The sequence below is a fragment of the Amycolatopsis albidoflavus genome (assembly GCF_039525725.1).
GTDB classification, from domain to species: Bacteria; Actinomycetota; Actinomycetes; order Mycobacteriales; family Pseudonocardiaceae; genus Amycolatopsis; species Amycolatopsis albidoflava.
The window spans coordinates 266225-278976 of record NZ_BAAAHV010000022.1; the positions used below are offsets into that span (position 1 = coordinate 266225).

Consider the following 12752-nt stretch of genomic DNA (forward strand, 5'->3'; position numbering starts at 1 on the left):
CTGCGTAACCCCGCCGCGGCGGGTTCGTAGACTTGTCCATTGTGACCGAGAACGCTCCGCAGCAGAAAACCGACCTTCCGGGTGCCTGGGACCCGGCCGCCGAGGAAGCCCCGATGTACGACCGCTGGGTAGCGGCCGGGTACTTCACGGCCGACGCCTCGTCGGAGAAGCCGCCGTTCTCGATCGTACTGCCGCCGCCGAACGTCACCGGCAGCCTGCACATGGGCCACGCGCTCAACCACACCCTGATGGACGCGATGAGCCGCCGCCGCCGGATGCAGGGCTACGAGGTGCTGTGGCTGCCGGGCATGGACCACGCGGGCATCGCGACGCAGAACGTCGTCGAGCGCCAGCTGGCCGGCGAGGGCCTGTCGCGCCACGACCTTGGCCGCGAGAAGTTCGTCGAGCGCGTCTGGGAGTGGAAGGCCGAGTACGGCGGCAAGATCCTGGGCCAGATGAAGCGGCTCGGCGACGGCGTCGACTGGTCCCGGGAGCGCTTCACCATGGACGAGAACCTGTCCAAGGCCGTCCAGACGGTGTTCAAGAACTTCTACGACGCCGGCCTGATCTACCGCGCCGAGCGGATCATCAACTGGTGCCCGCGCTGCCAGACGGCGCTGTCGGACATCGAGGTCGACCACAACGACGACGACGGCGAACTCGTGTCGATCCGCTACGGCGACGGCGACGCCTCGATCGTCGTGGCCACCACGCGCGCCGAGACGATGCTGGGCGACACCGCGGTGGCCGTGCACCCGGACGACGAGCGCTACGCGCACCTGGTCGGCACCGAGATCGAGCTGCCGCTGACCGGCCGGAAGATCCCGGTGGTCGCGGACCGGCACGTCGACCCGGAGTTCGGCACCGGCGCGGTCAAGGTGACCCCGGCGCACGACCCGAACGACTTCGAGATCGGCCGCCGCCACGACCTGCCGATGCTGACCGTGATGAACGAGCGCGCCGAGGTCACCGTGCCCGGTCCGTTCGAGGGCCTCGACCGGTTCGAGGCGCGGCCCGCGGTGGTCGCCGCGCTGCGCGAGCAGGGCCGGATCGTCGCGGAGAAGCGGCCGTACGTGCACGCGGTCGGGCACTGCTCCCGCTGCGACACGGTCGTGGAGCCGCGGCTGTCGCTGCAGTGGTGGGTCAAGGTCGCGGAGCTGGCGCAGGCCGCCGGCGACGCGGTGCGCGACGGGCGGACGAAGATCCACCCGGCGGAGCTGGAGAAGCGGTACTTCGACTGGGTCGACAACATGCACGACTGGACGATTTCCCGGCAGTTGTGGTGGGGGCACCGGATCCCGGTCTGGTACGGGCCCGGCGGCGAGGTCGTGTGCGTGGGACCGGACGAGCAGCCTCCCTCGGGCGAGGGCTGGACGCAGGATCCGGACGTGCTCGACACGTGGTTCTCTTCGGGGCTCTGGCCGATGTCGACGCTGGGCTGGCCGGGGGAGACCGCGGATCTGGCGAAGTTCTATCCGACCAGTGTGCTGTCCACCGGGTACGACATCCTGTTCTTCTGGGTCGTGCGGATGATGATGTTCGGCGTGCAGCAGATGGACGGGCGGCAGCCGTTCGACCATGTGTATCTGCACGGGCTGATTCGCGACGCCAACGGCAAGAAGATGTCCAAGTCGCGCGGGAATGTCATTGATCCGCTGGAGTGGATGGACGCTTACGGGGCGGATGCCACTCGGTTCACTCTGGCGCGCGGGGCCAATCCGGGGACGGATATGGCGCTGGCGGACGAGTGGGCCGCCGGGTCGCGGAATTTCTGTACGAAGCTGTGGAATGCCAGCAAGTTCGCGATGATGAACGGGGCGACTGTTGAGGGGTCGTTGCCGGATGCTTCGGAGCTGACCGAGTCGGATCGGTGGATTCTCGGGCGGCTCGCCGCGCTGGTGGCTGACGTGGACGGGTTGTTCGAGGACTTCCAGTTCGCCAAGGTCGCCAATGCGTTGTACCAGTTCACCTGGAATGAGTTGTGCGACTGGTATTTGGAGTTGGCCAAGGTTCAGTTGTACCAAGGGGATTCCGCGCGGGTTGAGGCTACGCGGAAGGTGCTTGGGCATGTGCTGGACACTGTGCTGCGGTTGCTGCATCCGTTTGTTCCGTTTGTGACGGAGAAGCTGTGGACTGCGTTGACTGGTGGCGAGTCGTTGGTGATTGCGGCTTGGCCGTCCGCGGTTGAGGGGTATGCGGATTCGGTTGCGGACGCTCGGATCGCTGATGTGCAGAAGTTGATTACCGAGATTCGGCGGTTCCGGGCTGACCAGGGGCTGAAGCCGGGGCAGAAGGTTGCTGCCCGGTTGGCTGGGGAGGCGTTCCCGGAGGGGCACTCGGGCGCGATTCGGTCGTTGGTGCGGCTTACTGAGCCGGAGGACGGGTTCTCGGTCAGTGCTTCGTTGGAAGTGGCGTTGGCTGGCGGTGTGGTGACTGTGGAGTTGGATACTTCCGGGACCATTGACGTTGCTGCTGAGCGGAAGCGGTTGGAGAAGGATCTCGGGGCTGCGCGGAAGGAATTGGCGCAGACTGAGGGGAAGCTCGGGAATGAGGCGTTTATTGCTAAGGCGCCGGAGCAGGTGATCGAGAAGATCAAGGTGCGGCGGGAGACTGCGGTGGCTGATATTGGGCGGATTGAGGCTCGACTGGCTGCGTTGCCTGCTTCCTGAGTTCTCTCGCGTTCGGCTCGTCGCCTGGCGGCGACATTGCGCCCGCTCGGGTGGGGCCACCACCCCGAAGTTTTATTGTGCTGACGGTTCGGGGGTGCTTGTCAAGGCGGGAAAGATGCCTTGACAAGCACCCCCGAACCGCAGGGCGGCTTCGTATCGGGGTTGGGGGTGGGGTGGGTGCTTCCATCGGTGGGTGCGTCGGCGGCGGTTGGTGGGGTGGCCAAAGTCCGTGAGGGGAACCCTGAGGGACTCTGAGTCCCTCAGGGTTCCCCTCACGTCGTTTTTAGCGGAGTTTTTGGCGGATTACTTTTGCTTCGCCTTCCATTCCTGCGTACAGGGGGTGGTAGGCGGCTGCTGCCAGCAGGTTCAGGTCTTTGCCGTTGATCCACGCTACGCCTTGGGGTTGGCAGGCGTCGTGGCCGAAGGACGGGGTGTAGGTGTCCACATAGGACGTTTGGCCGTCTGCGGCTGCTGCGTTGCTTACGGCGTTGTTCAGAGCTTCTTCTACGCTGGAGAGCCAGGCGTAGTCGCCGTTGGCGAAGGGCAGGACGTCGGGGCAGTAGCCTTCTGCGGGGGCGATTCGGGGGTAGCCGATGGCCAGCACCTTCGCGTGGGGCGAGCGTTCGTGGATTCCGGCCAGGACCTGCTGGATGGCCGCTTGCGTCTTGGGGAGCAGCGCCTTGATGGTGTCTACGCCGTCGACGGTGTAATGCCGCTGGCACGGATTTCCGGTCGGGTCCGAGTCGCGCAGCGTTGGGCAGGTGTCGACCAGCTTGCCGAACAGGCCCGAGTCATTGCCGCCGATGCCGAGGGTGACCAGGTCGGTGTCTGGGCGCAGCGCGGAGAGCTGCGGGGCGTTCTGGCCCAGCGGCACGTTTTGCGGGGCGGTCATGTTCGACGTGTCCGCGCCGCCGCAGCTGACGTCGGTGAAGCGGTCTACGTCCAGGGAGTCCGCCACCATCGACGGGTAGTTGGACGTCGAGCGGAAGCAGCCCAGCGGATCCAGCCGGGGCAGCGGGATGAGCGGCCCTGACGTGTACGAGTCGCCCAGGGCGACATAGTGGCGGTAGTGCCGGGGCGCGGCGCTCGCGGCCGCCGCCGTCGACAGAAGCATGGTGACCGCCGCGAGTGCGGCCAGCACTATCCGGATGATGCGCATGCGAACCCCGTCCTCCCGAGCGGTACGACTCGCTTTACCTTTCGGCAAGCGGGGCCGGAGCGCTCTCCGCCGATCGGGTGGTCGGGGCGGGGTTTCACCCGGCTGCGGGGTGATCTGTGGGTTTCCGCCAGGTCAGCAGGTGCCGCCAGAACACGAGCGGGCGGACGGTGCTGCCGGGGAGCAGGCGCGCGGCGTCCCGGCGGACGTCGTTCAGCGGCGGGAATTTCATGTGGACCGGAGCCTTGGCGACTGGGTCCGCACCGCCGTTGAGCTGGTCTCCGGCGAAGACGATCAAGCGGGCCAAGACGTTCGCGGGGGCGGCGACGAGTTCGCGTGCGTAGTCGCTTGGCCGGCTCGGTCGAGCACAGCCGAGCACCGCGAGGACGCCGCCGGGGGCTAGGGCGTCGCGGAGTCTCGTGACGGTTTCGAACGGGACGTGGTGCAGCGACGCGAGGCAGGAGATGAAGGCGTAGGACTCGAGTTCCAGCGGTTCGGTGGTCACGTCGGCGCGGCGGTATTCGGTAGTGCCCGGTCCTGGCGAACCGGCGGCGCTCGCGCGCGTGATCATTTCGTCCGACGCGTCGATGCCTTCGACGGTCATCCCGGCGGCGGCCAGCTTGCGGGCGAACCGGCCGTCGCCGCAGCCCACGTCCAGGGCTCGGCCGGGGCCTGGCGGCAGGAGCCGGAGCAGCGTCGGGTGATAGTGGTGGTTGTGGTCGAAGGGCATGCGCCCGACCTTGCCACGGCTCGCTGCGGGCGTGATCACGCCGAAGCCCCGGGGCCGCTGGGCGCGAGGCGGCCCCGGGTACGCTCGAGGGTGTGCCGGGCCGAACCTTTCGCCTGGTCTTCCCGGTCGCGCGACCGCGCCGGGACAGCGACTTCAAGGAGTGCACGAGTGCCGCGCGGTGAGGAGCCCGAGGAGACCCGGCGGCCGGATCTCGCCGATCCGGACAGTTTCGCGGGGGTCGACGAACTGGGCGCGCTCGCGCACAGCGAAGACGAGTACGACGCCGGGAGCGAGCTGGAGCCCGACCTCGACGCGCCGGACGCGGCCTACACCGTCGGCGGCGGGTCGCGCGGCGGGATCGGCGGCATCGGCCAGCTCGGCGACAACCTGGCGCTCGGCCCGGTTCCCGATCTGCACGCCGAAGAGGGCACTGAGCTGCACGAACTCGACGACGAGGGCGCGCCGGCCGAGTTCGGCGACGAGAACGGCCCGGAGGCCCGCCGCGACCTGATGGCCGCCGAGGCCGAGCTCAACCAGCGCTGGCCGGAGACGAAGCTCGAACCGTCGCTCGCCCGGATCCAGGCGCTGATGACGCTGCTCGGCGAGCCCAACCAGGGCTACCCGGTGGTGCACGTCGCGGGCACGAACGGCAAGGGCTCGGTCGCCCGGATGGTCGATTCGCTGCTGACGCGCATGGGCCTGCGCTCCGGTCGTTACACGAGCCCGCACCTGCAGCTCGTCACCGAGCGGATCGCGCTCGACGGCCGTCCGATCTCCGCCGCCCGCTACGCCGAGCTGTACCAGGACATCGCGCCGTACGTGGCGATGGTGGACGGCGCGAGCGAGGACGGCGTGCCGATGAGCAAGTTCGAGGTGCTCACCGGGATGGCGTTCGCGGCGTTCTCCGACGCTCCGGTCGAGGCCGCGGTGATCGAGGCGGGCATGGGCGGCGCGTGGGACGCGACGAACGTGGCCGACGCGCAGGTCGCGGTCATCACGCCGATCGGGCTGGACCACACCGAGTACCTCGGCCCGACGCCGGTCGACGCGGCCGCGGAGAAGGCCGGGATCATCAAGCCCGGTTCGGTCGCGGTGATCGGCGAGCAGGACCCCGAGGTGCTGAACGTCCTGCTGAAGCGCACGGTCGAGGTCGACGCCGCGGTGGCGCGCGCGGGCAGCGAGTTCGGCGTGCTCGAACGCGAGGTCGCGGTCGGCGGGCAGATGCTGAAGCTGCAGGGCCTCGGCGGCGTGTACGACGAGATCTTCCTGCCGCTGCACGGCGCGCACCAGGCGGCGAACGCGGCGCTCGCGCTGGCCGCGGTCGAGGCGTTTTTCGGGGCGGGCAAAGACAAACAGCTCGTGGTCGAGGCGGTGCGCGAGGCGTTCGCCGAGGTCGAGAACCCCGGCAGGCTCGAACGCGTGCGGGCCGCTCCGGCGGTCATGGTCGACGCCGCGCACAACCCGATGGGCGCGCGGGCGCTCGCCACGACGATCACCGACGAGTTCAACTTCCGCCGGCTTGTCGCGGTGGTCGGCGTGCTGGCCGACAAGGACGCGCGCGGCATCCTGGACGCGCTGGAGCCGGTGGTGTCCGACGTCGTGGTCACGCGCAGTTCGTCGCCGCGGTCGCTGCCGGTCGAGGACCTGGCCGAGCTGGCCGCGTCGATCTTCGGCGAGGACCGCGTGCTCGCCGAACCGGACCTGGAGACCGCGATCGAGACCGCGATCGGCCTCGTGGAGCAGAACGACGACCCGGAGGAACCGCTCGCGGGAGGCGGCGTGCTGGTGACCGGATCCGTGGTCACCGCTGGTGACGCGCGGACGCTGTTCGGGAAGGAACCGGCATGAGCGCAGCTTGCAAGCGAATCATCGCTATTCATGCCGTCACCTCCCGATCGGCCAGCGTGCAACTCCTTATGGAGGTGACGGCATGAGCGAGACGACCCCGGCGAAGCCGCCCGCGAAGGACCCGATGAAGGGCTTCCGCGGCGTCATGGCGGGCACGCTGATCATGGAAGCCATCACGGTCGCACTGGCGCTGCCGGTCGTCGCGAAACTCGGCGGCGGCATCACCAGCTTCACCGGCTGGACGGTCATCGCGCTGGCCGTGGTGCTGATCGTGCTGTGCGGGATGCTCAAGCACGTCTGGGCGGTTCCGGCGATCCTGCTGCTGCAGTTGGCGATCATCGGGATCGGCGTCACGCAACCGGCGATCGCGATCATCGGGATCATCTTCTTGGCCGCGTTCGTGTGGTTCCTGTGGCTGCGCCGCGACGTCGCGCGCCGGATGGCGGCGGGGACGCTGCCGAGTCAGCAGCAGCCGCAGGCTTGAGCGCTCGCTACTGGCAGCCGTATTGGTGGCGGCTGTCGTTCCGCGCGGACGGCGAACCGGGCTGGACGCCGATGGGACCGGGCGAATTCAGCCAGGTCCCGAACGACGCGCTGAAGAACGGATCGCTCGAAGCGTGGGCCGACGCTCTGCTCGAGGAAGCCCCGCACGAACTCGACGACCTGCGCGGCGATCTCCTCCTGGAATGCTTTGCGGAACCCGGTGCCGCGCCGGTGTACTCCCGCGAGGTGCGGCTCAGCGGTAGACGCTGACCTCGATCAGATTCCGGTCCGGGTCGCGAAAATACACACTGCGGATCGGCCCGGTCGCGCCCGTGCGGTCCACCGGTCCCTCCTCGACCGGCACCCCGTGCGCGGCCAGGTCTTCCACTACCTGCTCCAGCGAATCGCTCGTGATCAGGCACAGATCCGCGCTGCCCGGCGTCGGCCGTTCCGCCTTGGGCTCGAACTCGTGCCCCGCCTCGTGCAGGTTGATCTTGCTGGCTCCGAACGTCAGCGCCTTGCGCCCGGCCCCGAACGTCACCTCGGCCATGCCGAGCACGCGCGTGTAGAAATTCACCGTCGCACCGAGGTCGGCGACGGTGAGGACGAGGTGGTCGAGCCGGTCGATGCGCATGGTTTCACCCTATTCCGATGTAACGGCCGGGCCGCCACGGCGACGGTGCAAGTGTGATCGTGGTGCGCGAGCTGAGCGTGGACAACTGGGCGGAGTGGCGCGACCTCCGGCTGGCGGCACTGCGCGAGGACCCGGAGGCGTTCAGCTCGAAACTCGCGGACTGGCAAGGCGAAGGCGACGCCGAACCGCGCTGGCGGGCCCGGTTGCGCGACGTCTCGCTCAACGTCTTGGCCGACCTCGACGGCGTTCCGGCGGGAATGGTCAGCGGGCACCTTTCCGAGCGCGGCGACAAAGCGGAACTGATGTCGATGTGGGTCGCTCCCTCGGCGCGCGGCAGGGGAGTCGGGGACGCGCTCGTCCGAGCCGTCGTGCGCTGGAGCGAAGGGCGCGGGGCGGGCGAGTTGGCGTTGCGGGTCGCGGGCGGCAACGAGTACGCGCTGGCCTTGTACGAACGGCACGGGTTCGTGGCGCGTCCGGCCGGGGAAGGCCCCTGCGAGCACGAGATGGTTCGGGAAGCGCACCGAGCGTGACGACCGGCTGTGAGCTTCCTCCTGACGAGTGAGCCGTTCACCCGTCGGTCAGCCTGAGTTGGCCGCTTGGCCGTGGTCGCCGGATAGAACGACCGCCATGACCGAAACGACCCCATCGCGGCGCTCCGTGCTCAAAGCCGGAATCGCCGTGCCCGCGCTCGCCGCGGCAGGCGGGCTGCTGCTGCCCGGCTCCGCCTCGGCCGCCCCGCTCGTCCGCCGCGACCGTCCGGTGCTCGCCCACGGCGTCGCGTCCGGGGACGTGACCGCCGGCTCCGGCATCGTGTGGTCGAAGGCCGACCGCCCGGCGCGGCTGATGGTCGAGGTCGCGCGCGACCCGTCGTTCCGGCACGCCCGCCGGGTGCCTGGCCCGTTCGTCACGCCCGCCACCGGCGGCACCGGCAAGGTACGCGTCGCCGGGCTGGCCCCCGGCACCGAATACCACTACCGCGTCACCGCCGTCGACCTCGACGGCCGCAGCGCGAGCGAACCGGTCGCCGGCCGGTTCGCCACCGCGCCGATCGGCCGCGCGAACACGCGGATCCTGTGGAGCGGCGACGTCGTCGGCCAGAACTACGGCATCAATCCGGCGCTCGGCGGCATGACGATCTTCTCCGCGATGGCCGACCGCCGTCCGGACCTCTTCCTGCACAGCGGCGACACGGTGTACGCCGACGGCCCGCTCACCGAAACCGTCACGCTCCCCGGCGGCGCCGGGACCTGGCACAACATCGTGACGCCGGAGAAGTCGAAGGTCGCCGAGACGCTCGACGAGTACCGCGGACAGCACGCTTACAACCGGCTGGACGCCAACTTCCGCCGGTTCGCCGCGGAGGTTCCCGCCTATGTCCAGTGGGATGATCATGAAGTAGTCAACAACTGGTATCCGGGCGAAATCCTCAACGACCGCCCCGAATACACCGAAAAGCGCGCCGATGTCCTCGCCCAGCGCGCGTTCCAGGCGTTCCACGAATGGCATCCGATCGACAGCCGCCAGGCCGTCGACGGCCGGGTGTACCGGAACTTCCGCTACGGCAGCCGGGTCGAGGTGTTCGTCCTCGACATGCGCACCTACCGCGACGCCAACACCTCCGACCAGACCAAGCCCGGCCACATCCTCGGCGACGCGCAGGCCCGCTGGCTGGCCGACGCGCTCCGGCGCAGCACCGCGACCTGGAAGATCGTCCAGGCGGACATGCCGATCGGCCTGGTCGTGCCGGACGGCAAGGACATCGAGGCGGTCGCCAACGGCCTGCCCGGCGCGCCCGGTGGCCGCGAGACCGAACTGGCCTGGGTGCTGAACCAGATCTCGCGCCATCGCGTGCGCAATGTCGTCTGGCTGACCGCCGACGTGCACTACACCGCCGCGCACCATTATTCGCCCGAGCGCGCCGCGTTCCAGGACTTCGACCCGTTCTGGGAATTCGTGTCCGGCCCGCTCAACGCCGGCGCGTTCGGCCCGAACAAACTCGACCCGACCTTCGGTCCGGAAGCGGTGTTCGTGCACGCCCCGCAGACGCAGAATTCCTCGCCGGTGCAAGGATTCCAGCACTTCGGGGAGTTGAATGTGGACGGTGCCAGCGGTGCGTTGACAGTCGACCTGCGCGACGCGACCGGGGCCTCGCTGTGGTCGAAGACGCTGCAGCCCCAGCGTCGCTGACCGGCCCGGCGAAGGCGTCGGATAGGCTCCGCTCCGAATAACACGAATCCGCACAAGGAGAAATACCGTCGTGACTGAACGCACGCTGGTCCTCGTCAAGCCCGATGGCGTCGCGCGCGGCCTCGTCGGCGAGGTCGTTTCGCGCATCGAGCGCAAGGGCCTGAAGCTGGCCGCGCTGGAACTGCGCACCGTCGAGCGCTCCGTGGCCGAGGAGCACTACGCGGAGCACAAGGAGCGCCCGTTCTTCGGCGACCTGCTGGAGTTCATCACGTCCGGCCCGCTCGTCGCGCTGGCCGTCGAGGGCCCGCGCGCGATCGCCGCGTTCCGCCAGCTGGCCGGCGGCACCGACCCGGTCGAGAAGGCCACCCCGGGCACCCTGCGCGGCGACTTCGCGCTGGAGACCCAGTACAACCTGGTGCACGGCTCGGACTCGCCGGAGTCGGCCGAGCGCGAGCTGAAGCTGTGGTTCCCGGACCTGTGATCCAGCGCTAGACCCCGCGAACGCCGGGCCGGGACTTCGGTTCCGGCCCGGCGTTCGTGCTTTCTAGACCCCGGTGCCGCCGTCGACGCGCAGGACGGCGCCGGTCACGTAGGAAGCCCGGTCGCTCAGCAACCACGCCGCGGCTTCGGCTATTTCGGCGGGATCAGCCGCGCGGCCAAGGGGATTGGCCGCGACGAGCCGGGCGACGACACCCGGCGAGTCCGCCTCCCACTGCCGGATCATCTCGGTCATCGTCGTGCCGGGCGCGATCGCGTTCACCCGGATCCCCTCCTGCCCATACGTGACCGCCGCCGATTCGGTCAGGCTGTTCAGCGCGCGTTTCGCGGCACCGTAAACGGGCAGCGCACGATTCGCGCCGAAGCTGCCGACGCTGGACGTGTTCACGATGGCCCCGCCGCCGCTGGCCCGCATCGCCTTCACCTCGGCGGTCATCGCCAGCCACGGTCCGCGCAGGTTCACCTGGTACAGCCGGTCGAAGTCGGCCAGCGGCACCTCGTCCAGCGGACCCGGCGGGGTGACGGCCGCGGCGTTGTTGAACGCGAGGTCCAGCCGTCCGTGCAGCTCCAGCACCCGTTCGATCGCGGCCTGCACGCTTGCCGGGTCAGCGAGATCGCACCGCACGTAATCCGCGACACCGCCGTCCGCGCGCACTTGTTCGGCGACCGCCTTCAACTGCGTTTCGGTCCGCGCGGCCAAGACGACCTTCGCGCCCTCCGCGGCGAACAACCGGGCCGCCGCCGCGCCGATCCCGCGCCCGGCACCGGTGATGAAAGCGATCTTGCCGCCGAGCAGGCTGTTCGTTCGTGTTTCGGTCATGGCTTCGAGGGTTTCTCCGGCAAGCCCGGACAGCCAGGCACCGGATGTACCTGGCTGAGCCCGCCCGGACTCCGCAGACTGGACAGGTGGACCGAACGGAACTGGCGGGCTTCCTGCGAAGCAGGCGCGAGCGCATCGCCCCGGCCGACGTGGGCCTTCCCGCGGGCAGGCGGCGCCGCACGCCCGGGCTGCGGCGCGAGGAAGTCGCGCGGCTGGCGTTCATCTCGGTCGAGTACTACACGCGGCTCGAACAGGCTCGCGGCCCGAACCCGTCGAACGAGGTGCTGGCCGGGCTGACCCGCGCGTTGCGGCTTTCGGACGTCGAACGCGACCACCTCCACGAACTCGCCGGTGCGCGGCGACCCGCGCGCGGGCCGTCGCGGGAGGTCCGGCAGACCATCCTCGACCTGCTGGACCGGTTGCCGCAGACGGCCGGGGTCGTGTTCTCGGCGACCTACGAGGTGCTCGCCTGGAATCCGCTCGCCGCCGCGCTGCTGGAGGACTTCTCCGCGCTGTCCCGGGAAGAACGCAGCTTGCCGCGCCGGGTCTTCCTTGATCGCGGACGATCGCGCCTGTACGGCTTGGTCGAAGCCGAGGCGTTCGCCCGTGCGATGGCCAACCGGCTGCGGGTGACCGCGGCGAAGTACCCGGACGACCCCGAGGTGCGGGCCCTGGTCGCGGACTTGCTCGCGGGGAGCGAGCGGTTCGCCGCGCTGTGGGCGGCGCACGACGTCGTGGCGGAATCGACGTTCAGCAAGACGTTCGAGCATCCGGCCGTCGGGACCGTGACCGTGGACTGCGACGTGCTCGCCATTGCCGACCGGGACCAGGAGGTCGTGCTGTACACCGCCGCGCCGGGCTCGCCGGGGGAGGAGGCGCTGCGGTTATTGTCGGTGCTCGGAACCCAGCGCATCGGTTAACCTCCACCGGTGACTGTCTTGCCGCTGCCGCCCCGCGAATACCTGCCGCACCTCCGTTCGCTCACCGGGGCCTTCGCCGCCGAAGCCTCGGGCGACCTCGGCAATCCGGTTCCGTACTGCGGCGACTGGACCAAACGCGACCTCGTCACGCACCTCGGCAACGTGCACCGGTGGGCCGCCGGGATCGTCCGCACCGGCGAACTGAGCGACCAGGACTTCGACGTCTCGCCGAGCGGCGACCTCGCGCCCTGGTACGCCGAAAGCGCCGCCGAACTGCTCGACGCGCTCGAAGCGGCCGATCCCGCCGACTCGTGCTGGGTTTTCGGCGCCGCGGAGAAGGCGAAGGGATTCTGGTTCCGCCGCCAGGTGCACGAAACGGCCGTGCATCTGGTCGATCTGTTCGGTGCACGAGGCCGGGCGGCGCAGCTTGATCCGCTGATCGCCGCCGACGGCGTCCTCGAGGTGCTCGGCACGATGCTGCCGCGCGTCGCGCGCTGGAAGCACCAGGTCCCGCTGGCCGCGCCGATCGCCTTGCGCGCCACCGACACCGGGCATTCGTGGACCGTCGTGCCCGGCGAACCGCCCGAGCTCGGCGAGGGCGAAGCGGTCGCCACGGTCGCGGCGCCCGCGCGGGATTTGCTGTTGCTGCTGTGGAAACGCACCGACGCCCAGCCGGAGATCGCTGGCGACGAAGGCGTCGCGAAGGAGTTTCTCGCCGCTCGCATGACACCCTGAGCGGATAATCCTGCGCCATTCAGGTCCCGTTCACCGCAGGGACTTCCGGCGGTCGCGCCGATGGATTTGGCT

Annotated in this window: 13 protein-coding genes; 9 read left to right on the plus strand and 4 right to left on the minus strand. The window is 69.4% G+C overall.

Annotation, left to right across the window (positions count from 1 at the left end; translation table 11 throughout):
- The first annotated feature begins 41 nt into the window (after nt 1–41).
- A complete protein-coding gene (locus tag ABD156_RS34360) occupies nt 42–2669 on the plus strand; it encodes a valine--tRNA ligase (RefSeq protein ID WP_344283698.1) in 2628 nt (875 codons plus the stop codon).
- 283 nt (nt 2670–2952) lie between these two features.
- On the opposite strand, the gene ABD156_RS34365 is transcribed toward ABD156_RS34360, so the two are convergent.
- Together ABD156_RS34365 and ABD156_RS34370 are read right to left on the minus strand one after the other, a co-directional pair.
- A complete protein-coding gene (locus ABD156_RS34365) occupies nt 2953–3828 on the minus strand; it encodes an SGNH/GDSL hydrolase family protein (protein WP_344283700.1) in 876 nt (291 codons plus the stop codon).
- A gap of 94 nt (nt 3829–3922) precedes the next feature.
- Nucleotides 3923–4555, minus strand: coding sequence for a class I SAM-dependent methyltransferase (locus tag ABD156_RS34370; RefSeq protein WP_344283703.1), 633 nt, complete (start codon nt 4553–4555; stop codon nt 3923–3925).
- A 168-nt stretch (nt 4556–4723) separates the two neighbouring features.
- Here ABD156_RS34370 and folC point away from each other — a divergent pair, with 168 nt between their 5' ends.
- The 3 genes from folC to ABD156_RS34385 all read left to right on the plus strand — a co-directional run bounded on the left by folC (nt 4724) and on the right by ABD156_RS34385 (nt 7156).
- Nucleotides 4724–6403 (plus strand): bifunctional tetrahydrofolate synthase/dihydrofolate synthase, encoded by a 1680-nt coding sequence (gene folC, locus ABD156_RS34375; protein WP_344283705.1) that lies wholly within the window; start codon nt 4724–4726, stop codon nt 6401–6403.
- Between the two features lie 82 nt (nt 6404–6485).
- Nucleotides 6486–6887, plus strand: a complete 402-nt coding sequence (locus tag ABD156_RS34380; protein WP_344283708.1) for a DUF4233 domain-containing protein — start codon at nt 6486–6488, stop codon at nt 6885–6887.
- A complete protein-coding gene (locus ABD156_RS34385) occupies nt 6884–7156 on the plus strand; it encodes a hypothetical protein (protein WP_344283711.1) in 273 nt (90 codons plus the stop codon). Before ABD156_RS34380 ends, ABD156_RS34385 begins: the two co-directional genes overlap by 4 nt.
- Here ABD156_RS34385 and ABD156_RS34390 read toward each other — a convergent pair.
- On the minus strand, nt 7140–7520 hold the full coding sequence (locus ABD156_RS34390) for a VOC family protein (RefSeq protein ID WP_344283714.1): 381 nt from the start codon (nt 7518–7520) through the stop codon (nt 7140–7142). The two genes, ABD156_RS34385 and ABD156_RS34390, sit on opposite strands and share 17 nt — an antisense overlap.
- A 53-nt stretch (nt 7521–7573) precedes the next feature.
- On the opposite strand from ABD156_RS34390, the gene ABD156_RS34395 reads away from it, so the two are divergent.
- The 3 genes from ABD156_RS34395 (at nt 7574) to ndk (ending at nt 10188) form a co-directional block, all read left to right on the plus strand.
- Nucleotides 7574–8050 carry a GNAT family N-acetyltransferase gene (locus tag ABD156_RS34395; protein WP_344283717.1) on the plus strand — a complete coding sequence of 159 codons (477 nt, stop codon included), beginning with the start codon at nt 7574–7576 and terminating at the stop codon, nt 8048–8050.
- Nucleotides 8051–8147: 97 nt separating this feature from the next.
- Nucleotides 8148–9707: an alkaline phosphatase D family protein gene (locus ABD156_RS34400; protein WP_344283720.1), complete on the plus strand. Its 1560-nt coding sequence runs from the start codon at nt 8148–8150 to the stop codon at nt 9705–9707.
- Between the two features lie 70 nt (nt 9708–9777).
- Nucleotides 9778–10188: a nucleoside-diphosphate kinase gene (ndk, locus tag ABD156_RS34405; protein ID WP_020660996.1), complete on the plus strand. Its 411-nt coding sequence runs from the start codon at nt 9778–9780 to the stop codon at nt 10186–10188.
- A 63-nt stretch (nt 10189–10251) separates the two neighbouring features.
- Here the strand turns inward: ndk and ABD156_RS34410 are convergent, their stop codons facing one another.
- Nucleotides 10252–11025 carry an SDR family NAD(P)-dependent oxidoreductase gene (locus ABD156_RS34410; RefSeq protein WP_344283726.1) on the minus strand — a complete coding sequence of 258 codons (774 nt, stop codon included), beginning with the start codon at nt 11023–11025 and terminating at the stop codon, nt 10252–10254.
- An 86-nt stretch (nt 11026–11111) separates the two neighbouring features.
- Between ABD156_RS34410 and ABD156_RS34415 the strand changes: the two genes are divergently transcribed.
- Together ABD156_RS34415 and ABD156_RS34420 are read left to right on the plus strand one after the other, a co-directional pair.
- Nucleotides 11112–11945: a helix-turn-helix transcriptional regulator gene (locus ABD156_RS34415; protein WP_344283728.1), complete on the plus strand. Its 834-nt coding sequence runs from the start codon at nt 11112–11114 to the stop codon at nt 11943–11945.
- 9 nt (nt 11946–11954) lie between these two features.
- Complete coding sequence (locus tag ABD156_RS34420) at nt 11955–12680, plus strand: maleylpyruvate isomerase family mycothiol-dependent enzyme (RefSeq protein WP_344283731.1); 726 nt, start codon at nt 11955–11957, stop codon at nt 12678–12680.
- Nucleotides 12681–12752 lie beyond the last annotated feature (72 nt).

Coding starts and splice junctions, on each gene's coding strand:
- ABD156_RS34365 (WP_344283700.1), bottom strand. CDS start 3,828: ATGCGCATCATCCGGATAGTGCTGGCCGCACTCGCGGCGGTCACCATG.
- ABD156_RS34370 (WP_344283703.1), bottom strand. CDS start 4,555: ATGCCCTTCGACCACAACCACCACTATCACCCGACGCTGCTCCGGCTC.
- ABD156_RS34380 (WP_344283708.1), top strand. CDS start 6,486: ATGAGCGAGACGACCCCGGCGAAGCCGCCCGCGAAGGACCCGATGAAG.
- ABD156_RS34390 (WP_344283714.1), bottom strand. CDS start 7,520: ATGCGCATCGACCGGCTCGACCACCTCGTCCTCACCGTCGCCGACCTC.
- ABD156_RS34400 (WP_344283720.1), top strand. CDS start 8,148: ATGACCGAAACGACCCCATCGCGGCGCTCCGTGCTCAAAGCCGGAATC.
- ABD156_RS34410 (WP_344283726.1), bottom strand. CDS start 11,025: ATGACCGAAACACGAACGAACAGCCTGCTCGGCGGCAAGATCGCTTTC.